The 25,184-nt window shown below is 42.8% G+C and carries 21 protein-coding genes and 1 pseudogene; 10 read left to right on the forward strand and 12 right to left on the reverse strand.

What is annotated here, in order from left to right; all coding sequences use genetic code 11:
* Positions 1 to 520 precede the first annotated feature (520 nt).
* The gene (locus ACE1TI_RS14200) at positions 521 to 2,518 is read right to left on the reverse strand and encodes a bifunctional 2',3'-cyclic-nucleotide 2'-phosphodiesterase/3'-nucleotidase (protein WP_375008240.1); all 1,998 of its coding nucleotides are present in this window, start codon (positions 2,516 to 2,518) and stop codon (positions 521 to 523) included.
* A gap of 220 nt (positions 2,519 to 2,738) precedes the next feature.
* Here ACE1TI_RS14200 and ACE1TI_RS14205 point away from each other — a divergent pair, with 220 nt between their 5' ends.
* Entirely contained in the window at positions 2,739 to 3,464 is a 726-nt protein-coding gene (locus tag ACE1TI_RS14205; RefSeq protein ID WP_375008241.1) for a hypothetical protein, read from the forward strand.
* Here ACE1TI_RS14205 and ACE1TI_RS14210 read toward each other — a convergent pair.
* Positions 3,461 to 3,640 carry a hypothetical protein gene (locus ACE1TI_RS14210; RefSeq protein WP_375008242.1) on the reverse strand — a complete coding sequence of 60 codons (180 nt, stop codon included), beginning with the start codon at positions 3,638 to 3,640 and terminating at the stop codon, positions 3,461 to 3,463. The two genes, ACE1TI_RS14205 and ACE1TI_RS14210, sit on opposite strands and share 4 nt — an antisense overlap.
* Positions 3,641 to 3,772: 132 nt before the next feature.
* Here ACE1TI_RS14210 and ACE1TI_RS14215 point away from each other — a divergent pair, with 132 nt between their 5' ends.
* Together ACE1TI_RS14215 and ACE1TI_RS14220 are read left to right on the forward strand one after the other, a co-directional pair.
* Entirely contained in the window at positions 3,773 to 4,087 is a 315-nt protein-coding gene (locus ACE1TI_RS14215) for a hypothetical protein (RefSeq protein ID WP_375008243.1), read from the forward strand.
* Positions 4,088 to 4,435: 348 nt separating this feature from the next.
* Positions 4,436 to 5,737 carry a Glu/Leu/Phe/Val family dehydrogenase gene (locus ACE1TI_RS14220; protein ID WP_375008244.1) on the forward strand — a complete coding sequence of 434 codons (1,302 nt, stop codon included), beginning with the start codon at positions 4,436 to 4,438 and terminating at the stop codon, positions 5,735 to 5,737.
* Between the two features lie 265 nt (positions 5,738 to 6,002).
* On the opposite strand, the gene ACE1TI_RS14225 is transcribed toward ACE1TI_RS14220, so the two are convergent.
* The 3 genes from ACE1TI_RS14225 to ACE1TI_RS14235 form a co-directional block, all read right to left on the reverse strand.
* Entirely contained in the window at positions 6,003 to 7,442 is a 1,440-nt protein-coding gene (locus tag ACE1TI_RS14225) for an aldehyde dehydrogenase family protein (RefSeq protein ID WP_375008245.1), read from the reverse strand.
* Between the two features lie 15 nt (positions 7,443 to 7,457).
* Positions 7,458 to 9,089, reverse strand: coding sequence for an acetolactate synthase large subunit (locus tag ACE1TI_RS14230; RefSeq protein ID WP_375008246.1), 1,632 nt, complete (start codon positions 9,087 to 9,089; stop codon positions 7,458 to 7,460).
* 355 nt (positions 9,090 to 9,444) lie between these two features.
* Entirely contained in the window at positions 9,445 to 9,645 is a 201-nt protein-coding gene (locus tag ACE1TI_RS14235; RefSeq protein ID WP_375008247.1) for a YuzK family famiily protein, read from the reverse strand.
* A 121-nt stretch (positions 9,646 to 9,766) separates the two neighbouring features.
* Between ACE1TI_RS14235 and ACE1TI_RS14240 the strand changes: the two are divergent.
* Positions 9,767 to 10,662: pseudogene (locus ACE1TI_RS14240) on the forward strand (aldo/keto reductase).
* A 62-nt stretch (positions 10,663 to 10,724) separates the two neighbouring features.
* Here the strand turns inward: ACE1TI_RS14240 and ACE1TI_RS14245 are convergent.
* Positions 10,725 to 11,057, reverse strand: a complete 333-nt coding sequence (locus ACE1TI_RS14245) for a metal-sulfur cluster assembly factor (RefSeq protein ID WP_375008248.1) — start codon at positions 11,055 to 11,057, stop codon at positions 10,725 to 10,727.
* Between the two features lie 236 nt (positions 11,058 to 11,293).
* Between ACE1TI_RS14245 and ACE1TI_RS14250 the strand changes: the two genes are divergently transcribed.
* Together ACE1TI_RS14250 and ablB are read left to right on the forward strand one after the other, a co-directional pair.
* Positions 11,294 to 11,665, forward strand: a complete 372-nt coding sequence (locus ACE1TI_RS14250) for a hypothetical protein (protein WP_375008249.1) — start codon at positions 11,294 to 11,296, stop codon at positions 11,663 to 11,665.
* Between the two features lie 661 nt (positions 11,666 to 12,326).
* Positions 12,327 to 13,178, forward strand: coding sequence for a putative beta-lysine N-acetyltransferase (gene ablB, locus ACE1TI_RS14255; protein ID WP_375008250.1), 852 nt, complete (start codon positions 12,327 to 12,329; stop codon positions 13,176 to 13,178).
* A gap of 4 nt (positions 13,179 to 13,182) precedes the next feature.
* Here ablB and ACE1TI_RS14260 read toward each other — a convergent pair whose 3' ends face one another.
* The 5 genes from ACE1TI_RS14260 to ACE1TI_RS14280 all read right to left on the reverse strand — a co-directional run bounded on the left by ACE1TI_RS14260 (position 13,183) and on the right by ACE1TI_RS14280 (position 18,403).
* Complete coding sequence (locus ACE1TI_RS14260; protein WP_375008251.1) at positions 13,183 to 15,156, reverse strand: hypothetical protein; 1,974 nt, start codon at positions 15,154 to 15,156, stop codon at positions 13,183 to 13,185.
* Between the two features lie 41 nt (positions 15,157 to 15,197).
* Positions 15,198 to 16,448 carry an ATP-grasp domain-containing protein gene (locus ACE1TI_RS14265; protein ID WP_375008252.1) on the reverse strand — a complete coding sequence of 417 codons (1,251 nt, stop codon included), beginning with the start codon at positions 16,446 to 16,448 and terminating at the stop codon, positions 15,198 to 15,200.
* Between the two features lie 137 nt (positions 16,449 to 16,585).
* A complete protein-coding gene (locus tag ACE1TI_RS14270) occupies positions 16,586 to 16,876 on the reverse strand; it encodes a hypothetical protein (RefSeq protein ID WP_375008253.1) in 291 nt (96 codons plus the stop codon).
* Positions 16,877 to 17,231: 355 nt separating this feature from the next.
* A complete protein-coding gene (locus ACE1TI_RS14275; protein WP_375008254.1) occupies positions 17,232 to 17,999 on the reverse strand; it encodes a TatD family hydrolase in 768 nt (255 codons plus the stop codon).
* Between the two features lie 116 nt (positions 18,000 to 18,115).
* A complete protein-coding gene (locus ACE1TI_RS14280; protein ID WP_375008255.1) occupies positions 18,116 to 18,403 on the reverse strand; it encodes a hypothetical protein in 288 nt (95 codons plus the stop codon).
* Positions 18,404 to 18,562: 159 nt separating this feature from the next.
* Between ACE1TI_RS14280 and ACE1TI_RS14285 the strand changes: the two genes are divergently transcribed.
* On the forward strand, positions 18,563 to 19,798 hold the full coding sequence (locus tag ACE1TI_RS14285; protein ID WP_375008268.1) for a DNA polymerase IV: 1,236 nt from the start codon (positions 18,563 to 18,565) through the stop codon (positions 19,796 to 19,798).
* Between the two features lie 131 nt (positions 19,799 to 19,929).
* Complete coding sequence (gene mbcS, locus ACE1TI_RS14290; RefSeq protein WP_375008256.1) at positions 19,930 to 21,513, forward strand: acyl-CoA synthetase MbcS; 1,584 nt, start codon at positions 19,930 to 19,932, stop codon at positions 21,511 to 21,513.
* A 312-nt stretch (positions 21,514 to 21,825) separates the two neighbouring features.
* Here mbcS and ACE1TI_RS14295 read toward each other — a convergent pair whose 3' ends face one another.
* Complete coding sequence (locus ACE1TI_RS14295) at positions 21,826 to 22,386, reverse strand: NADPH-dependent FMN reductase (protein WP_375008257.1); 561 nt, start codon at positions 22,384 to 22,386, stop codon at positions 21,826 to 21,828.
* Positions 22,387 to 22,686: 300 nt separating this feature from the next.
* Between ACE1TI_RS14295 and ACE1TI_RS14300 the strand changes: the two genes are divergently transcribed.
* Together ACE1TI_RS14300 and ACE1TI_RS14305 are read left to right on the forward strand one after the other, a co-directional pair.
* Entirely contained in the window at positions 22,687 to 24,021 is a 1,335-nt protein-coding gene (locus ACE1TI_RS14300; protein WP_375008269.1) for an alanine/glycine:cation symporter family protein, read from the forward strand.
* 659 nt (positions 24,022 to 24,680) lie between these two features.
* Positions 24,681 to 25,181, forward strand: a complete 501-nt coding sequence (locus tag ACE1TI_RS14305) for a hypothetical protein (protein ID WP_375008258.1) — start codon at positions 24,681 to 24,683, stop codon at positions 25,179 to 25,181.
* The last annotated feature ends 3 nt before the right edge of the window (positions 25,182 to 25,184 follow it).

The raw sequence follows: 25,184 nt of genomic DNA on the forward strand, positions 1-25,184 counted from the left end.
GGCTGAACCGTCGCCCGCGGCAAAGAAGACACTACGAGAACGAGAGAGTTGGAGTAGATGTCGCACTTGTGCCCTGAGGGTGAAAGCGAGTATATTCCAGTTGCGTTTGCCGAGAACTACTTATGGGACAGCTCCGAAGAACAAAAGCGCAAGCGCCCTGGTAAGCCTCGACAGGTAAATGTTCTCCAGTCATGAAAGGCGCTCTTACTTCCACAGGATGTGGTGACTTCTGCGTTGCACTTTCGTCGCCAAAAACGCCACGTCCTGTAACAACGTCGAACTGGCTTGCACAGGATGTGCTGACTTTTGCGTTGCGAACACGATGTTCGCGATTCTAGCAAAAGTTCCTTAAACCGTCTTGGGCCTCCGAGAGGCTGGGCGCTGAAGCTAGACGCTAATCAAACAGTAGGGAGATAGTTATCCACAATTCGAAAAATATAATTTCCTAAATGCGGCCGGCTCCTTTTTTCGGGGCCGGCCACTTTGTTTGGAATATGGAACGGAAAAACGTTCCACTATTCTATTTGTCGTGAAGATTGCCTGCGTGGTCCGGCTTGCCTGGTTTACCAGCATGATCCGGCTTGCCTTTTTTCCCAGCATGGTCCGGTTTACCAATGCCTTTTCCAGGATGTTCTCGGTCTTCTTCATCTTCTTCCTCATCCGTTGTTTCAAAACGATAAGCAAACACAGCCATACCGTTTTCTGCTTCACGGAGGTATGCCACCTCATCTGTTTCAGAAGCTAAAGACTCTGCTTCAGACAGGCTTTTAAATATAATATCTCCGCTTGTTTCGATATGAGACAGTTTCCAGTTATCTGTCGGTTCCGGAGAAATCGGACCTTCTTGCTCCATAATATAGTCAATGATGATTTGCCGGTTTTCATCGGTTGTAGCAAGTACCGTTTCCTGGTCGGCATCCGCCAGATGATCGCCTCCTCCTCCGGCACGGTAGTTATTGGTAGCTACCAGGAATTCCTGTTCGTCTGTCACGTCTTCTCCGTTATACGTCAAATCTTTGATCCGCTCCCCAGCAGGCTCGGTTACATCAATTTCATATTCTACGCCTTCCATAATATCAAAATTGTAGCTGGAGAAACTTTGATCCACTAACTGCTGTTCTTCTTCAGCATCCGGGTCAATCTGTTGAAAGTTCTCCGCAGAGCGCTCGAGCCAATTTTCAAGCTCATCCCCATTCACTTTTACAATGTGAAGCGTATTCGGGTAAACATAAATGTCATTTACGTCTTTAATCGCAATACCCCCAGCTTCTACGTTTGTGAAATTGCCATCACGTCCAGCTCGAAACGGTGCTGCTGCGGAGAGCATCGGTAGATCTTCTTCTGATGTGCCTTCTAAATGCTCTTCCATATAATCAAGCTGAGCGTTATTGATTATTTGAACGACTTCGTTATCCATCACACGTGAAAAATAAGTGTTTAAGTCTATGTTCGTTTCTCCAACGGGTGCATTTACGTATTCAATCGTTTCTTCATGGACGTCACTAATATATTTCTCTATATCCTCGTGGGAATTGTATTCAACGGTCTCCACTGTCTCAGCCGAGGAATTTTCTATGTTCCATTCCCCTTCATCATTTGTTAATGTTAAAGATATTTTGCCAAGGTGGCTTCCCCACGAACCAGGCATGGCAGTAGGTACGTCGTTAATCGTTCCTTGTTTTGCATCTATTCCTTCAATGTCCTCATAAGAACCGGAGCCAGGAAATACATTATGCTGATGGCCAAGAATCATGGCATCAATGCCTTCCACCTGGCTTAATTGATACCCGGCATTTTCACTTGCTTCCTCCGAGGCATCGATTCCTGTATGCGCCATCGCTACAATAATGTCAGCGCCTTCTTCATGCATCTCTGGTATAAATCTTTCCGCAGCATCCGTAATTTCTTGTGTGTATACTTCCCCTTCTAAATGGGTTTGGTCCCACGTCATAATTTGAGGAGGCACAAATCCAATAACCCCAACATTTAATGCTTCACCATTTATTTCTTTTTCAATTATCGTATAAGGCTCGTACAATGGCTCGTCATTTTTTTTCTGTAAAACATTCGCCGACAACCACGGAAAATCGGCCCCGGTCACACTGTCTTCTAAAAATTCAAGACCGAAATTAAATTCATGGTTGCCGACCGCAGCCGCTTCATAGCCCATGATATTCATTGTTTCTATTACAGGATTGGTTTCATCATCAGCCAATTCTTCCGATGCAAGCCGGTCTCCTAAGATGCTTCCTTGAATAATGTCGCCATTGTCCAAAAGCATGGTGTTTTCATTTTCATTGCGAATTTCTTCCACGGCACTGTAGACCTTGGAAAGGCCTATCGTTTCGTCTTCATCATCCGCCATATAATCGTACGGCAGAATATGAGCATGCACATCACTCGTTCCCATAATAACAAGCTCTGTGTGTTCTTCCGCCGCGGCATCTCCCCCGGTAAATGCCAGCGCCGTTAAAGCAGCAGCAGACGATAACAGCCCTGATGCAGGTTTTTTTAACATGATTTCCCTCCTTTGTAAAATCGACTTCATCGTACAAGCGGGGGTAATAGTTTTACAATAAAATTTTCTTAAAAACCTACTATTTTATTGAATTTTCTTAAAATAAATGAAGCAAACAGGACTATGTTTTTAGGACTTTTTTGTGTTTCTTCCCCCTTTCTTCTTTTTCCCTTCCATATATATAGTGAGAAAATCTAAAAGAAGAAAGAGAAGAAGGATAATGAAAAGATCAACCGCCCACCATGAAGCTGCCAAAAAGCACGTTTCTTTTACTACGATTGAAGAAATGAATAATCACGTTATAGAACATATCAAATCCGTTAAGATGAATCATACAGAAAAATACATTCTTACGATTCTAGTCCAACATTCTTTAAAATACCCAGGAGTAAGCTGGATTAAAGTGAAAAACATAGCTGCCCAAATACAAAAAAGCGAACGCATGACAAATTATGCGCTATCCTCTCTTGAAAAGAAAAATGTTATTAAACGCGTTCCTGTAATGAGAGAAAAAACAGGCGGCAACAGTAGCAATTTAATTGTTATTTTGCAGGCTGCAATGTCAGGCCGCTCTGATTGCAGACCGTCTTTTGCAGAGCGCGCACCTTCAGAAAACCTTGATACACCAGATGTTTCAGAACCAGATTTGGGTACAGAATCTTTTTCTTTTAAAAAAAGATTTAAACAAGATAATAAAATATATATAAGCGAAGACCATTTTCATAAATTGATTCAACACATATGGAAAGATAAACAAGTGCGCTACGGATCTGCTTACATGAATAAAGTGGTGGAAACATTCATTAAAGAATATGAAAAAATCGAATTTGCGAAAAGACAGCTTGAGAAAAGACGACAGTCTAAACGCGTGCAAGTTCCGGATTATGACTGGCTTAATGAAATAGATTATATGAATGTTGAAGAACGTACAGCGTGGCTTTGTTAATTGTCTTCTTTTTCCATTCGTTTTCGTACCTTTTCTTTTGGGTCCCAGCAGTTGAATTGATATTTAGGATGTGTTTCATAGCCAAGCCTGATACAGTAAAATGTGGCCTTTTGCCCTTTTGTTTTTCTTACTTCATACCACTTACAGGTTGCACAACAATGATATTTATGATTCATTCCTTCTCCCTCCTAATTAGTTTCAGTATACCGACATAGTGCTGGCAATGACTAGGATAATTGGGAAAATTATTAATTTTCCTTTAAAACTTTTCAACATTTGTCGAAATAAGTAGAAAAGGAGGATTTAACATGCAAAATGAAGAATTAACTCAGGCCATAGAAAAATTTCTACACATGATAGAAACGTATCCAGATGAAAAACATTCCGTGCAGCCATTTAAAAATTTCCTGAGATATTTTTTAAGAATAGAGACAAAAGATGAACCGCTCCCAACTTTAGAAATAATGTCAGTATTAAAATCAGCCAAACCAACGATTTTTTATTATCTGCGCGAACAAGGCAACACCGATATGATGCTTAGTGTTCTTACTAACGCCCCCATTTCTGTAGAAGTTGCAAAAAAGAGACTGAATCAATACATAAGCAGTGATTCAGCTTTGTAATAGCGGCTCATTTATGAAATCCGCAAGCGGTGTCCGCTCATGTAGAAAAAGCGGCGGACCCTGGCTCCGTTATTAAAGAACTCTGTATACCCCGCTTCAACTAATGGTTCTTCTTTCCTCGAAATACGTCTTGAAGCGTTAAAAGGTTAGAAATAACGAATCCTAGGCGTGTTCTACCACCCGTACAGTTTCATGATACGATCAGACAGTCGGCTTTCTCCAGGCAGCCTGCCCGCGTCCAGGCAGAGTCCAGTTCTTCTCTTTTATAAAAAATGTCTTCCTGCACACATACCAAATGAAAATAGTGGAACGTTATTCATATGGGAAATGAATTAGGAGGACAAAAAAATGACACATAGAAAAGACAAAGCCGAAGCTGATATTACTACGCATAATAAAAATCCTTATGACATCGTCAAAGATCTTTTAAAAGATTCGGTTACCGAATTAGGATTGAATGAAAACATCTACCACATATTAAAAAAGCCGAACCGAGTACTCGAAGTGTCACTGCCAGTTCGTATGGATAACGGCAGGATCCGCAATTTTACCGGATACCGCTCACAGCACCTCGATATTATTGGTCCGACAAAAGGCGGTATTCGTTTTCATCCAAATGTCAACCTCGATGAAGTCAAAGCTCTTTCGATTTGGATGTCTTTGAAATCTGCCATATTAGACCTGCCGCTTGGCGGAGGAAAAGGCGGAGTCATTGTGGACCCAAATGAGTTGTCAGAAAAAGAAATCGAGGAATTGAGTCGGACGTATATTCGCAAAATCACACCCATTATTGGCCCGCAAAAAGATATTCCTGCACCTGATGTGAATACAAGCCCGGAAATTATGGGATGGATGATTGATGAGTACGATCAGCTGAGAGGCTATAACATTCCAGGTATGCTTACAGGAAAGCCTATTATCATCGGCGGCTCAGAAGGAAGGCTGGAAGCGACAGGAAGAGGTGTCGTATTAACCATCCGGGAAGCTGCTAAAGTGCTCGGCATGGATTTAAGCTCCTCGACCGCTGCTCTACAAGGCTTCGGCAACGTTGGCAGTATGGCGGCAAAGTTTCTGCATCAATTAGGTGTTAAAGTAGTTGCCGTAACCGATGCAAAAGGCGGCGTATATGACAAAGAAGGGCTTGACGTTCCTGATTTACTGCAATTCGTTCAGGATGGTTACAGTGTATCTGAATACACAAAAGCAGATCCTTTAACAAATGAAGATTTGTTCGGACTGCCAGTGGATATTTTCATTCCCGCCGCTATTGAAAATCAAATTACTAAAAATACCGCACCAGCGATCCAGGCCAAGATTGTAGCGGAAGCCGCAAATGGTCCAACTACACCGGCAGGAGATGAAATTTTAGAAGAAAAAAATATATTTGTGATACCAGATATATTATGCAACGCTGGTGGTGTCACCGTGTCTTATTTTGAGTGGGTGCAAAATGAAATGAATTATTATTGGAAAGCAGAAGAAGTCAATCAAAAGTTAGAAGAGCGCATGGTATTTGGATTTCAAAACGTGTTAAAAATCAGGGAAGAACGTGGTATCCGCATGCGGAATGCTGCATACACGGTAGGCATCAAGCATATTGCTCAGGCTTTAGTGGCACGAGGCTGGATCAAAGATGCCGATATGAGGTAAAAGAAAAAAGCCCCTTTTGCCTGATGGGATGGGCTGGCTGCGTTAAAAGAGACCGTACTTTTTCAGGGATCTGTCAACGCTCAGCGCTCTGTAATTCTGCTGTACTGAGAGGGCGCTGTTCTTGGTTGATTCAGCTTTTCGATCCGATCATTTTCAGCTCTGCTTCAATATGATTCAGCTCTCTTCTTCCTTTTTTCAGCTCTTCTTCCTTTTTTCAGCTCTTCTCTCGCTTTATTCAGCACTCCGCCGCCACTTTCAGCAGCTCCTACTCTCCTGTATTCAGCTTAATCCCGATGAATTTCATTTCAGTCATGTCTTCGATGGCGTATTTGACTCCTTCTCTTCCTATTCCGCTTTGTTTGACACCCCCGTATGGGTGATTGTCCTGACGGTATGTGGAAATTTCATTAATCCAGACTCCACCTGTTTCTAATCGGTCGGCTACCCGCATAGCGCGGTCGATATCCTTCGTAAACACGCCTGCCTGCAGTCCATAATTGGAGTTATTGGCATAAGCCACCGCTTCATCTTCCTTTTCAAATGGAATGACAGACACGATGGGAGCAAACACCTCTTCCGCAATAATTTTCATGTTTTCGTCAACGTTGGTCATTATCGTTGGTGTAAGGATCGTTCCGTTTTGGTCTCCGCCCGTTTCAACGACAGCTCCTTTTGCAGCCGCATCATCAATCCAAAGCTTTGCTCGTTCTGCTTCTTCTTTATTAATCATCGGACCAATCTCTGTTTCTTCTTTCTCTGGATCACCGGTGTTTAATGCTTCTGTTTGTTTGATATATTCTTTCAGGAAGCTCTCATAAATGGGTTTTTGCACATATATTCGCTGAGCTGAAATACATACCTGACCAGAAAAAGCAAACGCACCTTTCACTAGTTCTTTCACCGCAGCTTTCATATCCGCATCAGCAAAAATAAGGTTGGGAGAATTCGAGCCTAGTTCCAGCGTTACTTTTTTAAAACCAGCGTTTTCCTGAATGCTTCTTCCGACCGGCAGGCTTCCGGTAAAGGTAATTTTATGCACTTTATTGTGAGTGACGAGCGGGCTTCCTATTTCTTTTCCTGTACCGATTAACAAATTTAATACCCCGTCTGGAAGGCCTGCTTCTTGAAATAAACGTACAAGTTTATATGCAGATATGGGTGTTTTTTCAGCAGGTTTAAAAACAATCGTATTGCCAGCTGCTATGGCCGGTGCAATTTTATGAAGCGATAAGTTCAGCGGGAAGTTAAAAGGCGTAATCGCTCCTACTACTCCTAAAGGTTTTCGCTTGACAATGCCCATTCTATTTTCTCCGCCGATGGCAGCATCCATCGGGATGACTTCCCCTGTTATATGTTTTGCAAGCTCAGAAGAAAAACGAAGCACTTGAATCGACCGTTTAATTTCGGATCGGCTGAATGTTATAGGTTTTCCAGCTTCTTGGACAATGGTTTGGGCAAAGTCTTCAGCCTGCTCTTCTAACAAATCGGCGGCTTTTCTTAGTATATCTGCTCGTTCATGCGCCGGCATACTTTTCATGGTCGAGTGAAACGTCTCAAAGCTATTATCTACTGCGTCGTTCAAATCGGTTTCCTTCGCTAACGCTAGTTGGGCCACTGTTTCTTGGTTATAAGGGTGAAGAACCTCCATGGTATCCCGGTTATCTTCTTTTCGTTCAATCCCATTTATAATTGAGCCAATTTGCATATTTATCCTCCTGTATCAGCAAATAATATCTCCTAATTTTTCCGTTAATTTCATGTTCTCGCTGTAATCAACCGCACAATCGATAAGTACAGGTTTATTCATGGCAACCGCTTTTTCCAGCAGCGGTTTTAAATCATCTGCTTTTTCCACCTGCAGTGCTTCAAATCCATAAGAAGAAGCGAGCTGTACAAAATCAGGGTTTCCAAATTTAATATAGGCCGGGCGGTTAAAGTTCCTCATTTGGTGCCATTCAATTAATCCAAAGCCTTCATCTCTCCATAACAATACGATGATCGGGAGATTTAACCGTTTGGCTGTTTCTAATTCAGCGCTTGTCATTTGAAATGCTCCGTCCCCGCAAACGGCTACAACGGTTCGGTCTGGATGGACCATTTTTGCGGCGATGGCACCAGGAACAGCAACCCCCATGGAGGCCAGTCCGTTCGAAATAAGGCATGTATTCGGTTCGTACGTATGATACATTCTAGCCATCCACATCTTATGAGCTCCGACATCTGAAATCACGATATCTTCTTTATTCATAACGTCCCGCAGATCGGAAATGATTTTTTGAGGTTTTACAGGAAAAGCTGTATCCTTTTTAAATTCTTCTAGTTCATCGAGCGCCTGTTTTCGAACGTCCAATACCCAATCGTTATCTCGATCCTTCGGCTGTAAAGATTGATTGAGCTTTGCCAGATTGAGCTTCATATCGCCGACAACATTTAATGCAGCCGGATAATGAGCATCGGTTTCTGCTTCCTGGGTATCGATGTGTAAAATGGGGACTTTGCCTTCTGGGTTCCAATTTTTTGGAGGATATTCAGCCATATCAAAACCGATGGCAATAATTAAATCGGCTCCGCTAAATCCGCATGTGATATAATCTTTGCCGCCTATACCTGCCGTTAATAAGCTTCGTTCGTCTTCCCAGGATAAGGCTCCTTTTCCCATAAACGAATGAACAACAGGGATATTTGTTTTATCAACGAGTGCGCGCAAACTCTTTGCTGCCTCCCCTCTTGTTACTCCGTTTCCTGCTAATATAAGCGGATGATGAGCTTTTTCGATCAGGGAAGCCGCCTTTACTATCACCTCGCTGCCAGCTTGGGTTAACGTGTGTTCTGTTTTTTCTAACGGGGACGCGTCAATCTGCATGCTCGCTATATCTTCTGGCACATCAATATGAGCGGCTCCTTTTTTAGCCGCTGTGGCAACCTGAAATGCTTTTCTTATCACTTCCGGCACCGTTTCTCCTTTTTTAATTTGCGTGCTCCATTTGGTTACAGGATCATATACCGAGACTAAATCATAGTACTGATGAGAAATTTTATGCTGCCGGTATAATCCTGCCTGCCCCGTTATCGCAACAATCGGGTTTAAATCCATATTGCTGTTGGCAACCCCTGTTAAAAGATTCGTTGCTCCTGGTCCTAGCGTCGCTAAACAGACCCCCGGCTTTCCTGTTAATCTTCCGTAAGTACCAGCTATAAAAGCTGCCCCGGTTTCGTGTCTTGTGACAATAAATTCAATGCTGGAATCAAGTAACGCATCCATGATGTCTATGTTTTCTTCACCTGGCACGCCAAACATGTATTCGACGCCTTCTTTTTCTAAACATTTTATGATCAATTCTGATACTTTCACGTCACACACCCTTTTTAGTTTAAGGTCCTGTACGCTTAGTATTTTCTGTAATAAACCATATTTTTAAACGATTATTTTCAAAAGATTTGTTTTTGCATTAATGTTCCCTGTCATCACAAATACTGCGAACACTTAAAAAAGGTGGCAAGAATCAGCTTCATCTTCTTCAAACCAAGAATGAGTACAGGGGTTTTTGTTCAAAAAAATCGTACCCAGCCTTAAACTAGCTGGATACGATTTTTTAATAGCCTCTTCGTCTTCGTGTTAATAATCGTTTTCCATATCGAAACAAATATCCAATTATCGCTGTTTTTATAAATTTTTTTATCATATTGCTTTCCTCCCTGCTGGGTGGTTATTTTTTTAAATTTTTATCGATTCCCGCCTGGATTTCTTTGTTTTTCTTATGATCCTTTTCTCTTTCTTTTTCTACTTCAATTTTCTTTTCCACGCTTCTTTTATATTCTTCTTGGGTGACGCCGTGGGATTTGTGCATGCTTTTTTCTAAGTTCTCTGTTGTTTCGAGATGATGGTTTGATTTTTTTTCGTCTGTCATGATGTATTGCCTCCTTCTTTGTTTTTACTATTCCTGATTTTTTCAAGCTTTAAACCTGTAACGCTTCTCAAAAAAACAGGCTTTCTGTAGAATGGTGATCAAGGTGGAAAGGAGAGAAAACATGGAACGTATTCGTATTTCAGAGGATTTGTCCTTTTCTTCTGTCATTCATGGTTTATGGAGATTGGATGAATGGAAGCTTTCAACAAAAGAGCTGCAGGTTTTGACTCGAGTGGAACATAGAACAAGGCATTACTACATTTGATCATGCAGATATTTATGGAAGCTACACCTGTGAGGAAATTTTTGGAGAGGTGTTAAAAGAAAAGCTAACTCTTCGAAAGAAGATGGAGCTCGTTACAAAGTGCGGCATCGTCCTGCCCTCTGAGAACCGCCCCGAGCATAGAACGCATCATTACCATACAAGCAAAAGCCATATTATTGCGTCTGCAGAGCGTTCGCTTCAAAACCTACGTACGGATTATATTGACACCCTGCTTATTCATCGACCTGACCCACTAATACATCCCGCTGAAATTGCAGATGCGTTTAATGTATAAAGAAGGGAAAGTACGCACATTTGGGGTTTCTAACTTCAAACCACACCAGCTTCGCATGATGGAAGCACACATGGATATGAACCTCGTTACGAATCAAGTGGAAGTGTCTGCTTATACACTCGAAAACATATGGGACGGTACCCTCGATTATGCGTAGAAAAAAATATGCCTTTGATGGTCTAGTCGCCGCTCGCAGGAGGAAAAATCTTTACGAGCTCCGATGATAAAGCTATTCGGATTCGACAGGCAGCTGAAAAAGCAGCCTCAGAAATAGGAGCTTCTTCTATCGATGAAGTACTACGCCTGGATTTTTCAGCATCCAGCTAAAGTTATGCCAATTACAGGCTCTCATAAAAAACATCGCATTGAAGCGGCGCTTCGCGGCAGTGAATACACTCTTCCCCGCGATCAGTGGTTTGAGATTCTGCATGCTTCAATGGGCCATGATGTTCCTTGATTTACTTATAAGTTATAGTACTAAAAAGCTGTCCGGCTGCAAAACCGGACAGCCTTTTTGTATCAATTTTCCGGAACCCCGAGGGCAATTTTTGCATAGCGGGACATTTTGCTTTTATCCCATGGCGGATTCCATACGATTTCTACGTCAATTTCATTAATTTCTCCAAATTCCTGAAGCTCTTTTAGAGCCGATTTAATATCATTGACAATTGTTCCGGCAAGTGGGCATCCCATTGCTGTCAGCGTCATTGTAACAAACACATTGTTCTTTTCATCAAGGTCCACCCCGTAAACAAGCCCTAAGTTTATAATGTCCACACCAAGTTCGGGGTCAATGACATTTTCAAGCTCTGCATAAATGCGGTCAATCAGTTCTTGTTTTTCTTCAGACATCCGTTCACCTCCTGCTTTGCCTTATCTTTACTGTACCAAATATTCTGGTTTTTCTAAATGACTTTGCATTTTTTCATTCTTATCTCTATGCCTACCGCTTGTCCTTGTAGTATACTATTTCTTGTTATGTGACATGCATTTTATTTGATAATAATACCCGGTTCCCTATATAGTAAAACGTATGGCACCGGATTCATTTCAATAAGTACTGAACGATTAAATGGGAGGGAAAATTATTGATATGGCCCATCGCTTTACTAGGAATTTTCTTTATTGTGGTTTTTTATAGACGATGGATACCGGTCCCAGGTATAAAGTGTGCACCGCTGCCAAAAAAGCTTACAGCAGATATGGTTATTCTTGATATCAGGGATTACCAGGAGGCCGACCGCTATCCAGTAAAAGGTGCTTATACTTTGCCGTATCCGTATTTAAAGCGCTATTTGGACACGATTAATTCCAATAAGATATTTCTTGTTGCTCCGGACAAAGTGTCCAAAAATCTAAGTATTCGTCTCCTGCAAAAACACGGCATCACTGTCAGCAATTTTGCCGTTGTTCGTGGAGACCGCCATGCCTCCCAGCCGATAAAAGCCCACTGCAGCTAGAAAAGGATGGTTGATTGAGCGGGCATCCGACGGATGGATATTGGCTCATTGGTAACGGACACAGGTTCAGACGTAATCGCGGACAGAGATTCCATTATTTGCTGAAAAACGCTACCATCAGGCCTTCCCTTTTTTATTTAAAGGAACGGAATGAATGTCAGCGCCGTACCCGAAACAGCGCCCGAGCGAAGCTGTCTCAAAAAGCCCTGTATGGTAAACAGCCGGTCGCACGAACGGCTGTTTTGCTTAGATTTCTTTTTTCTGAAAAGGAGTTCCCTCACAAAGCGGCGCCTCTCGCTCGATTTGACTTTCTCGAGCAGGAGCTACCGCAACACCCCTGAAATCAAAGTAAACATGACTTCAAAATCCTTTATTGGCTACCGTTCCTCCTCGCTTGCTCCTGACCGGGTTCTAAGATCCGTTCTTGATGACCGTTTCTCCATTCTTCCTCCGGTTCCACCTTGGCAAGATCCTTACTTAGCGAAGGTGGCACAGCGTACTAATCATATGCATTACTTCAAGAAAGAAAATCAGGTTAACTTCATTCTGAGACAATCCCTTTTGCCTTATTATTTCCCCTTCTAAACCCATGTTTTCCCTCGTATATATAGTACGACACGCCGGCATCAGATCGGTCATTTTGGAAAACTGGGGGGCTATCATGAATCAGCTCACAAAGCGCTTTCCGTTGGTTTTAACGAATTATATGGATATTGAACCATTTAGCGAGCGTATAAAAATTTATGCGCTGCCAAAGGAAGAAGAAATGCCTCTGTTTCTTCAATCCTTAAAACGAGTTGCAATAGCCAAGCAATGCGGTAAACTGATTTTATATGTAAAAAAACAGGATCGAACGAGGAAATCATTAAAACTTTTTCAGCTTGAAGGGGCTATTAAAGGTTTTTTTCAAGGAGAAGATGCATTTATTTATTCGTTATTTCTAAACCGATCCCGAAGCCGTACAGTAGATGCTACCCGGGAAAAATGGGTGATGGAGCAGGCGGCAAAAGTGACCAAAAAAGCAGGCAGACCGCTTCTGCCCGCTAATTATACGATGCGCCGCCCCACCGAGAAAGATGCCGAAGAAATGTCTCGGTTATACCGTTCGGTTTTTAAAACCTATCCGACCCCAATGCATGACCCGGAATTTATCCGGGATGTGATGAAAAACCAGGTTTTTTTTACAGTTATAGAGCATAAAGGCCGGATTATCAGTGCCTGTTCGGTAGATGTTCTCCCAGCGTTTCAATCAGCCGAAATGAGTGACTGCGCTACAATGGAAGAACACCGTAACCGCGGGCTGCTCTCCTACCAATTTTCTTTTTTAATTCGGCTGATGCAGAAAAAAGGCTTATGGACGCTGTTTTCGTATTCTCGTTCTCTTTCGCTTGGCATGAATGTAGTGAACGTCTATCATGGATTTACTTATGGAGGACGAATGATCTGCAACAGCAACATTTCCGGCCAGCTTGAGTCGATGAATATTTGGTACAAACAGCTTCGCAGAACGTAATCTTTTACAGCCACTGAAACTCTTGGCCCCAGCTCTCTCTAGCAAGGCGTTCGATCTCTTCTACATTTTTTTCGTCAACCGCAAAGGAATCACCTTGTTCATAAGGGTTGTAATGAAAAGCATACAACCGTGAAACAAATTCATGAAATGGAAGAGAAGATTCTCCTTCGATCTCATCATGTCCCTGAACTGCAGGTTCAATGCCCTGCCCCCAATTTTGAGAACTGTCATTGTTAGGATTATAAAAATACACGCGGTAATTCCCTTCAGGGTCTTGTGCAATCCGTTGAATAGTTATCGCGTGAAACCCTAAAAAGTTCCCATAAACAGTAGTAATAGCGATCCCTACTGGATTTGGATAAATCATTTCATGGCCTTCATTATATTCCGGATGATGCGTTGCATAAAACAACCTCACAAATCCCTGATAATCTACGATATTCTGCGTATTATGCTGAAATACTTTGCTGAAGCCTTTAGGAATCCAGTCCCCGTAAAACGCTGGATTCACCCATTTATGAGGGTCATCTCCTCTAAATTGTACACGTCGAACCATTTCCGCATAAATTCTATCTAAATGAGGGACCAGCACGAGCGACACGGGATCTAACTCTTCATGCAGCTCCGGCGCAAGCCCTCCTGGCAAATTCTTTGAGTGAATCGGCTGACCTTCAAAGTTGATATCAATGTCCCCATCACGCGCTGCTCTTGGGATTAATTCGAGCAAATATCCTGGAGCATGGATGGACCACAAGCTTAAAGCCCTTGCGCTTTGACAGGTTGGATTCAACCCTTGCCCTATTCCAAGCGGCTGACCGAGTACACTCATTACGCCTGCTACTAATATATCGTTTGCAGTGAGTCCTTCCTTTTTGCTATGCGTCACATCCATTAGCGTATTACGAACATCCTGAAGAATATCCAGTTCAATTAACCGTCTTAATCCGGGTTTTACAGGAGTTTGTGACAACACCCCCCGTTCTAAAAGGCATGCCAGGCCGTACATCGATTGTCTTGTAGGTATGTGAACCGCAACTTTAATTAATTGCTTTACCATGTCATAATGTTCTTCGAGATGTGAATAGGCGCTATCACTCAGCCCCAATGCATTTTTCATCATTTCTTTCTTTTCTTTCCGGCACAAATGCCGCAGTAATATAACATGATAAGGAGAAACAAGTCCAGTATCGTGCAAGGAGTCACCGAATGCTTTTGCTTCGTCTTCAAGTTCTTCATCACTTAATTCTTTTAGCTGCTGCCTGTATTGTCCATAATCCTCATGTTCTCTGCTTAATGGGGTAAGCGTAGAAATAGCATAATGAAAACGCTCGATTTCCTTTCTGTCTTCTTCTTCAACATCTTCATGCATCAGTTGTTCCGCTTTTCGAATCATTAAACGAATGCGGTTGGTCATGATCGGACGCTGTACGGTGAGTCGTTTGATTTCTGAAATAAGCGTGCTCGAAATGGACTTGAGCGTCAACTCATCCACAACCAGCTCGAACAGCCGCTGCGCTCTTTCTGTTTCTTTTCCTTGTTCGTCTCCGTCTTCCTCTACTTCTTCTGGAAAAATAAAATCTAGATTGTTTGCCATGACCTCGTTTAAATATTCATTTGCTTCTTCTGCTGTAACGTTAGAATGAGTATATTTTTCTTTTGCAAGCGCCAGCATACGAAGTTCGCTCAAGAGCGCCACAATCGATTCGACGCCATCTACCCGTAAAGAGCCGTTCACTAACGCCGGCTGCAGTTTAGATGGGTCTTCCCACGCCCCCCCTTCAAACAAACCAGCTTCTTCGAATTTCGGCGCATATTCATATAACTTCCTTATACCTTCTCGTGTTTCCGCTAACTTTTTCGCCACTTGAAACACATGATTTTGATACATTTCTTTTGCATACGGTGCTGCCTGATTTAAATTATTAAACGCAGCTTCAAATGTGCTTGATACTCCACCAGTATTCATTTGTACGGCCATACCTTTCCCACCTTTGCTTCATCAATTTTTTGTATATTTACTTATATAAAAAAGTCATGTTCTGCGTAGTCCTGCAGCGGTTGTTTCACATGATCATACTCATCATGATGGAAGAAAACCACCCCATGCGGATTACCGAACCCTTCTGATTCTTCAACTTTTCGCTGTACAGGCGTAAACATCGTATGACGGTCAAAACCTGGGTGCTCTTCTAACTCTTGCGGTACATTGAGTTTTTCTATTTTTTCTACACGAGGATATACCATCAAACTTCCTGCATGTCCTTTTGCTTTATTTTCTTTCGGAAAAAGTTTTTTCAGCTCCTCTTCCGGGGTGTTTGGATCTGACACGAGAATGTAGGCCTGGAACGGATTAAAGTTATACGTTTTTTGGATCAAATCAAATATATTGCCGCCTGGAATTCGGTTGGCGACTTCTATAAAACTAATCGAACCATTTTCATCTATAAAAAATTCCGGATGAATGAGACCGTGTTTGATATCAAATGCTTTGATTAACGCTTGGACTGCTCCGCGTATTTTTTTCCGCTGCTTTTCTATAGGAGGGGAAGGCGGCGCCATCATAGAATAACCAAATACGATATACTCTGTAATATTTAAAAATTGTATTTTCCCGTTATGAATAAACACTTCACATGAAACCTCGACACCATCGAGATGACTTTCTAATAAACAAGGGAAAGAATCACCCTTCAGCTGGTCGGCATCCTTCTCTGAACGAATGATATGATGACCTACATCCCCTGCCTTGTTGAAGGCTTTGACGTGGATAGGATCTATTTCTTCTTCCTCTTTTAAAAGTGCATCATTAATCCGTCTTAAAAATTGTTTGACTTCCTCTTTATCCCTTGCTTCTTCAAATACTCCTACTTTCAATCCGCCCATCAGCGCCCGTCGTTTCATTTTTGCTTTATCCCGGAATAACAAGGCATGCTTAAAGATTTTAGGATCATTTTGTAAACGAGAATTAATCGCTGCCGCCCATTCGACGGTGTCTTCGAATAGCGGAATAGCAAGCTTTACATTCTCTTTTTCTAATTTGTTATACAGCTCTTCACAATGATCACAAACTTCTTCCATGGAGACTCGTTTTTTAAAATCTTCAAAGTCCCAAGAAATATAAGGAAGGTCATACTTTTTTGCGTAGTCTTCCATTCCTGGAGGCCCTACAATCACAAATGGCCTGTTGAGTTGGTCAATCGCTTCGATGGAAGGCAGACTCCAGCCAATTAATGCTGTTTTATAGTCTATGTCCCGCTTTGTTTTCGTCATTTTCGGCATCCCCTTTACCCTTCTATTTGGCTGATTACACAATATATTTTGACCCTGAAGGGAGAAGATTATGACTCACAATTTTATCAAATAAGAAAAAACCTGAACTGATTTACCAGTCCAGGTTTCTCACGGTTTTATTGTTTATATCCATTTAAGGTGCTGGTTCCTTTCATTGTTACTACGTTTTCTTCCTTTGCGGAGTCAAAGGCTTCAATATCGACCATTCTATTCATCGTTCCTTTGCTCGTTTCAAATGTTAGATGTTCTTTCCGGCTGTCTCTTAATGCATCTGTGAAAAAACGCTGATTTTCGACTCCGTATATTTTTACTTCCCAATCTTCAGGATCGTCATTTTTCACGTTAATCTCACCTGTATTAAACTGAATTTCTTCATTTTGTTCATTAAATAGCTGATCTACTTTCATCATAGCCCTCCTGTCTGTTTGTTTTATTGCGTCTGTGATCCTCTTCCCTGCTGCAGCCTCTCTCAAACGTATTTGATCATCACCGGTACGGCAGACTCCGATGAGAAACATCGTCAATCACTGGTATTAGTTTTTTCTACGTTTGCTGTTTTCCACTCTTTTGCTGTAGGGGATGGACCCTCGTTCCGCTATGTCTCAAAAAAAGAGCTTTATGGATAGGCTCGCGGCCCCTCATTCCGTTATTCTATATAAACACAGATATAAGGTGATCTGCGGGAAACAACGGAACCACGGTCCACGTAAGGCCTCCAAAAAGAGAAAATAATGAAAATAACGGTAACCTGTGTCCACCGCCTCAAATATTTGAGCCATACAGACGCATGGTATTATGCAGAATTTGTTCTTTTAGAGTGTGGATGTTCATTTTTCTTTCTTTTGCTAAAAAAGCTGCGATGTCCGGCAGAAATAATGGTGTGGTTTCTTTTCCTTCAAAAGGCCCTTTAAACGGCCATGGGCCGTCCGTTTCCATTAACAATTGTTCCATTGGAATAAAGGTAGCTAAGACTTGATCTCTCTCGCGATAGCATACTTCTGGTGTGAGGGAAACGTAATAACCCGCAGCTGTAATTTGCCGGACCACTTCCATCTGGGCTTTCAGCCAGTGGAAATGCGCAGCGATGTCAGGGGTTTCCTGCTGCAGGATTTCATAAACGATGGCTGCTTTATCATAAACAGCATGAAGAGCTGCAGGAAGAGAGTGTTCTTCCGCTGTATGTAAACACCGTTTGAAAAAGTCCATATGTGATTCAAGAGAATGCGGGAGTTTTTCGAGTTCATAATGAGGCAGACCTATTTCTCCAATGCATGCTATGTTATTACGTTCCTGGCGGATAAGCCGCTGCCATTCTTGAAAATCGGATTCCTTTGGCAAACCTTTTTCCGGATGAAAACCGGCACCTGCCAAAATAAAATCAGGAAACTTTTCTTTTAGCTCCAATGTTTTATACGAGGAAGCAAGATCGTAAGAAACGGCAATTACTTTTTTGATGCCGGCTTTTTGCCAGGAATTTATTTTCATTTCTATGTTTTCATATTGATCTAAATGGATATGAGCATCTATCATGGAAGGACTCCTTTTACCTTTTATATCCATCGTAACGCAGGATGGATAAGACAAAAATGAAAAAGGTGATTGATGAAAAGGATTAATCCAGCGGGTCGAGGTGGTAGACAGGATGTTTATTTTAAACCTAACGTGTTTTTAATACGGTACACATCTCTTTTGTTCGTCCAGGTTTCGTCTTTTAATACGTCATAGCTTGCTTCAAGGTTCTCTAACCGGTCTTTTATATCACTAAATTCTTTGGCATTCTGCCTTTTCATGCCATCGATTTCAGCTTTTAATTCCTCCTGGCCTGTTTTTAAAGCAGACAGCATTCGTCCGTGCTCTTTTAGAGTTTCTCCTTGCTCTGTTAAAGTCTCTTGAATATGGTTAAGCGCTCCTAAAATCCGTTTTTCCATTTCCATTGTCTTTCTCCTTTTTCGACGAATTTAAATGTATTATAGCACGAGCGTTCTGTTTTAAAAAAGAAATCTGGGAGCGGCTGATGGAAAATGTCTACTGTTGAAAAGGAACGTTTGTTCTCATATAATAAAATTATCTCAAGTCTTTTTAGTGGAGCGATGATGATGGAGAGGATCGTATTTTTAGTGGATATGCAGTCGTTTTATGCGAGCTTTGAAAAGGTCTGCCGCGCAGACCTTGAAGATAAACCCGTAGTCGTGGCGGGAGATCCAAAAATCCGCAGCGGCGTCATCCTTGCGGCCTGCCCAATCGCCAAACAATGGGGCGTGAAAACGGCAGAAGCTCTTTGGGAAGCAGAAAATAAATGTCCGGATCTCGTGGTCATTAAACCGCGTATGCAGGCCTACTTGGATGCCTCGGTTGAAATTGCTGCCGTGCTTGAAACGTTCAGCGATGAAGTCGAACCGTACAGCGTGGATGAAATTTTTGTAGAAATGACCTATTCCCTTGAACCGTTCGGCGGCGATCCAGTAAAAGCAGCAGAGCGTATGAAACGGCAAATTAAACGAATGCTTGGCGTAAACGCCCGTGTTGGCATTGGTCCGACAAAAGTGCTTGCCAAGATGGCTTGCGACCATTTCGCGAAAAAAGCGCCGGAAGGAATTTTTACATTAACTCAAGATAATTTGGAGCAGAAGCTATGGCCGCGTTCCATCGGGGACTTATTTGGAGTTGGAAAACGAATGGAGCGCCACCTTCGTAATATGGGCATCCGCACCATCGGCCAGCTTGCCCGCTTTCCGCTCGAACAAATGAAAAAACGCTGGGGCATAAATGGAGAGCTGCTTTGGCGGACTGCTTACGGATGGGATCCCTCCCCCGTAACAGTCAACACCCATATCCGCCGCAAAGGCATCGGCCACCATATGACGCTTCCCCGCGATTATTATACGTGGGACGAAGTCAAAGTCGTTTTGCGGGAATTGAGTGAAGAGGTGGCCCGCCGTGCCAGGCAGAACGGCTATATGGGCACGACTGTTTCTGCAGGGGCGGGCGGCCATGATTTTGATTTTCCGGCCGGTTTTCACCGCCAGACAAAGCTTGAGGATTATACCAATGACGGAAGAGTCATTTACGAAGCAGCTGCCGGGCTTTTTCATGAGCATTGGGATGGATATCCGCTGCGAAGTGTCGGCATTACGCTCGATCAGCTCGCAAATGATACCTTTCGCCAGCTCAACCTGTTTCACCCCATTCAAGACCGCGAAACCTTGAATCAAACAGTAGATGATTTAAAAGAGCGGTTTGGGAGCGGTACGCTTCTTTATGCTTCTTCTCTTACCGATGCAGGCCAAGCCCAGCTGCGCGCACAAAAAATTGGCGGCCATTACAAATAATCCTCCTCAAAGACGCGGCGTCCATCGACCACGTCTTTCTTGATAAAAAAAGATTTCAAAATTTTATTTATTTTAGTATAATAAAAAGAGAACTCGAGTAGTCTTAGAAGATCTTGACGGGAGGGGATTTTTTGAAAAGAGAAGATTTAATTGCTCCAGAAAAGTACAATGTAACAAATGAATTGGAAGCGTTTACAAACAATGAGCACCGGGTGGCGGTTCGCTGGCTGAGTGAAGACGGCAACAGGCGGGAAGTCTCCTACTCTGAACTGATTAAGCGCACCAATCAATACGCCAACGCCCTTATAGCAGAAGGTTTTCAAAAAGGCGACCGTATTCTTATTATTCTGCCACGGCTGCCGGAGGCTTATATGGCTTATCTTGCCTGCCTGAAAGCAGGAATTATTGCTATACCTTGTTCTGAAATGCTGCGGGCAAAAGATTTAAGTTACCGCATTAACCACTCCACAGCTAAAGGTGTGATAGCTTTTCACAAGGCTACCGAAGAAACAGATAAAATAGACGAAAGCACGCCTTCCTTAGAAAAGAAATTTGTTATTGGCGGAGAACAGAACGGCTGGAAAGCATTTGAAGAAAGTGTCATTCTGCAAAGTGACCAATTCAGCGGTGAAAACACCTCCCGGGATGATATTGCTTTTCTATCTTATACTTCAGGTACGACAGGAAATCCAAAAGGAGTGGTACATACCCACGCCTGGGCGTATGCACATGTTCGTACAGCAGCAAAGGAATGGCTCGATGTACGGGAAAACGATATTGTCTGGGCTACGGCAGCTCCTGGGTGGCAAAAATGGATATGGAGTCCGTTTTTATCAACAATCACCCTTGGTGCGACTGCATTTGTTTATCAAGGCAAATTCGATCCGAATACGTATCTCAGCCTGCTGGAAAAAGAAAAAATTAACGTCCTCTGCTGCACCCCGACAGAGTACCGGCTCATGTCAAAAGTCGACAGCCTGTCTTCGTATAACTTGCCGGAGCTCCGAAGTACAGTGTCTGCAGGCGAGCCTCTGAACCGCCCGGTGATCGAAGCTTTTAAAGAGGCTTTTGACGTGGATGTCCGCGATGGATACGGACAAACGGAAAATACGCTGTTAGTCGGAACACTGCTTGATATGACCATAAAACCTGGTTCGATGGGAAAACCGACTCCTGGGAACACAGTCGACGTTATTAATGACAAAGGGCAGCCGGCAGCACCCGGAGAGGTTGGCGATATCGCTGTTCATAAAGACTGCCCTGCGCTTTTTAAGGAATATTATAAAGATACCGGGCGGACCGCTGCTGCGTTTCGAGGAGATTGGTATTTAACCGGTGATCAGGCGTCAAAAGATGAGGATGGCTACCTCTGGTTTGAAGGGCGCAGCGATGACATTATTATCAGCTCCGGCTACACGATCGGTCCATTTGAAGTCGAAGATGCTCTGACCAAACATGAGGCTGTAAAAGAATGCGCGGTTGTCGCTTGTCCAGATGAAGTCCGCGGAAGCATTGTCAAAGCCTATATCGTATTAAAAGATCCAGACAGCGCTGCAAATAAAGAAGCATTAATTCAAGAGCTCCAGGATCATACGAAAGCGCTCACAGCTCCATACAAGTACCCTCGCCACATTGAGTTTATCGAAGAGCTTCCTAAAACAACCTCCGGGAAAATCAGGCGCGTGGAGCTTCGCCAAAAGGAATTACAACGGTAGAACAACCACGAAGAAGCTCGTTGTCTCAAAAGCCATTGCACGGGAAACAGCCGGTCATGAAAATAAGTCCACGACCGGCTGTTTTGCTTTGTTTTCTCTTTTCTGTACAGGCAGCGGCGCTCGAGATGACCCTCTTCAAGCAGGGTCGGCCGCAACATCTTTAAAAAGCAAACAACGGGGAGTACAACATCTTACAAGAGCCTTTCTTCATTACCGCTTCCTCTTTCTCTTGTCTCAGGCTTTAAAACCCTTTTTTTGGAATGTTGCAATAAAAGATAGGGCTGCGTCTTCCTTTTGAGACAACCCCTTTCATTACTTATTCATTTTTTGAACCCACTTTATAAAAGCACGGAGCGATTGATCAAGCGCCTGCTTTGTTTTTTCATCTGTTATTTTTCCGTCCTCTATTTTATTCGAAACCTGGCCGACATACACTTCAGGCTGCTGCATCACAAGCGCTCCAGCTGCTGCGAGGGTTTGTTTCACTTGCACTTGTGCAAAAGCAGTCCCCGTCATAGCAGGAGAAGCACCTAAAACAAATGCTGGTTTGTTTTCCAGGACATTTTCATTTGTAACACTTGCTGCCCAGTCTAATGCATTTTTTAACATCCCCGGGACCCCATGGCTGTACTCAGGGGTAACAATCAATAATCCATCTGCCTCCTCTATTGCCTCTTTGAAAACTACAACTGCTTCTGGGTCTCCGTTTTCTTCTAGATCTCCATTAAACAATGGGATATGTTTGAGATCATAAATGGAAAAGTCAACTGAATCCGGCCGTTCCTGCGCTAAATGCTTTAAGACTACTCTATTGTAAGAATCTTTACGCAAACTTCCGGCAATACCTGTAATTTTTAAGCTTTCTGTATTCATTGTTCCACCCCGTTCTTATTATTTCTAATTCTTATCTTCCCTGCTGTCTTCCAGACAAAACAAAAGAAAGAGAGGAGATAATCTTTCAATCTCTGAATCCTTCTCGAAAAGTTTTGTTAACATAGTTATCAGTCTGATATACTAATAAGTATCATCTTATCAGAATACTATTAATATTAGCGCTATTCCTCCTCGATCTTCATAATTCTTCCATACATACGATGGAGTAACGGGGATGAAATAGAAAAATAGAGACAGAAACAGGAGGGATTATTACTGAATGTGAACGAATTTTTAGGAATGATCAGTGATTTTGTGTGGGGGCCGCCGTTTCTTATATTGTTAGTCGGCACCGGTATTTATTTAACCTTTCGATTGGCTTTTTTGCAGTTTAAAACACTGCCGTATGCTCTAAAATTAGTGTTTACAAAAAACCAGGACAAACAATCGGAAGGTGATATTTCCCACTTTCAATCGTTAATGACAGCACTCGCGGCAACAGTCGGTACCGGTAACATAGCCGGGGTTGCCACAGCCGTTGTGGTTGGTGGTCCAGGTGCTGTTTTTTGGATGTGGATGTCGGCATTGTTTGGGATGGCTACTAAATATGCAGAAGCCATCCTTGCTGTTAAATACAGGGTAAAGGATGAACGCGGCGAGATGGCCGGCGGTCCGATGTATTATATCGAAAAAGGACTTGGCTGGAAATGGCTGGCTGTATTATTCGCCGTTTTCGCAGCAGTGGCTTCGCTCGGGATTGGAAACACGGTACAATCCAACTCAGTCGCAGACGTACTTCAAGAAAACTGGAGCTTCCCGTATTGGGCCACTGGTATTATTCTTATGATTTTAACTGGAATTGTTATTATTGGCGGTATTAAATCCATCGGTCGGGTGGTAGCTTTTATTGTTCCGGTGATGGCGGTTTTCTATGTTATCGGAGGACTTATCCTTATTCTCTTCAATTTTGACCTCGTTCCAGAAGCGGTAAGCTTAATTTTCACCGATGCGTTTACCGGCCAGGCTGTAGCGGGCGGGGCGATTGGTGCCGTAATTCAAATGGGTGTGGCCCGCGGGGTGTTTTCAAACGAAGCCGGGCTCGGTTCTGCTCCGATTGCAGCAGCTTCCGCACGAACCGATTATCCGGGACGACAAGCATTAGTATCGATGACCCAGGTGTTTATCGACACCATTATTATCTGTTCTATCACTGGTATGGCCCTGGTGATGGGTGAACTGTATTTAGATGCAAACTCGTATGTAGACGGCGCCGCATTGACTTCTGCTACCTTTGAAATGTTTTTAGGACCTGCAGGTGCGTTTATCGTCTCGATCGGCCTTGTTTTCTTCGCCTATTCTACCATGCTTGGCTGGTCTTATTACGGCGAACGCTGCATTTATTATTTAACGAATAAAACTTCTTCCATCATGGTGTACCGGGTTATTTTTGTGATTGCTATATTCTTTGGCGCCATATTAGAGCTTGATACCGTTTGGACCATCGCTGATATTATGAACGGCTTAATGGCTGCACCAAACTTAATTGGGCTGCTCGGGCTATCCGGTGTTGTCGCTGCAGAAACTGCATTTTTCCTTCAGAGAAAACGAGAAGAAGAACAAAAACTAAAAAATTAACACCGCTTCGACATTACATTAAGCTGTCCCTGGTCTGATATGCTCCCCAAAAGGTAGACAGATAAAATAAAAAATCTGTTTGGCCTGGAGGGGAGTATTTTTATGGCACAGAGTCGGTTTAATGCAGAACAAAAGCGCAAGTGCCCTGTTCAGCCTCGACAGGTAAATGTTCTTCAGTCATGAAAGGCGCTCTTACTTCCACAGGATGTGGTGACTTCTGCGTTGCACTTTCGTCGCCAAAAACGTCACGTCCTGTGACAACGTCAAACTGGCTTGCACAGGATGTGCTGACTTTTGCGTTGCGAACAGCCGCTTAGTTTCTTCTTATTATTTTTATTGTCTACTTGACGGGGTGCAGTTCAGTCAGGGACAGCTCTTTTTTGCTCCTCGTTCGCTATCTTTGCAAAAAAAGCGGCTTTATATGTGGCTGCGAATCTTGATTTAAAGTCAAATAAGGTATCCTAGTCCAATAACCCTTCCAAACTGGAAAATAACGAAATCCTGAGTCCGTTCCGATCAACTGCCATCTCCGAACCACTATATTGACTGCTAGATTTTTCGGATGTCTTCCGACCGAGTTTAATAGAAAAAACAGTTGGATATAAAAGAGACTAGATATTTGTATAAGCATTTCAAACATTAAGAGGAGGCTTCCACCGATGAAAAAATTTCTGTTTTCCGTCACCCTAAGCTCAGCACTCGTCCTTTCCGCCTGCGGAGGTGCAGAGGAAGAGGAACAAAATGCAGATCAGAACGACACTGGCACAGATGAAACCGAACAAACAGAAGAAACGACTGACGAACAAGAGGAAACAGAGGAAGACGCTTCTGACGAAAAAGGTTCAGAGGAAGATCTGACAAGCGGAGTGGAAGAAGTTCAATCTACTCTAAACAGCTTAAGTGAAACGGCAGAAAACTCTTCTGATAATCCAGAAGACATTCAATCCGAAGGTAAAAAGCTGGAAGAAAGCTGGGACGCTATTGAAAAACAGGTAGAAGAAGAGTATCCAGATGATTATACAAATATCGAAGAAAGTCTTTATCCACTGATCGATGAAGCAAAAGCTGATGAACCGGATACAGATTCTATTCAAGATCTAACCGAGGAAACACAAGACAAATTAGATGAATTTCTCAGCAAAATAGAAAAAGAGGAATAAAAT

The organism is Alteribacillus sp. JSM 102045 (genome assembly GCF_041949975.1).
Lineage (GTDB): Bacteria > Bacillota > Bacilli > Bacillales > Marinococcaceae > Alteribacillus.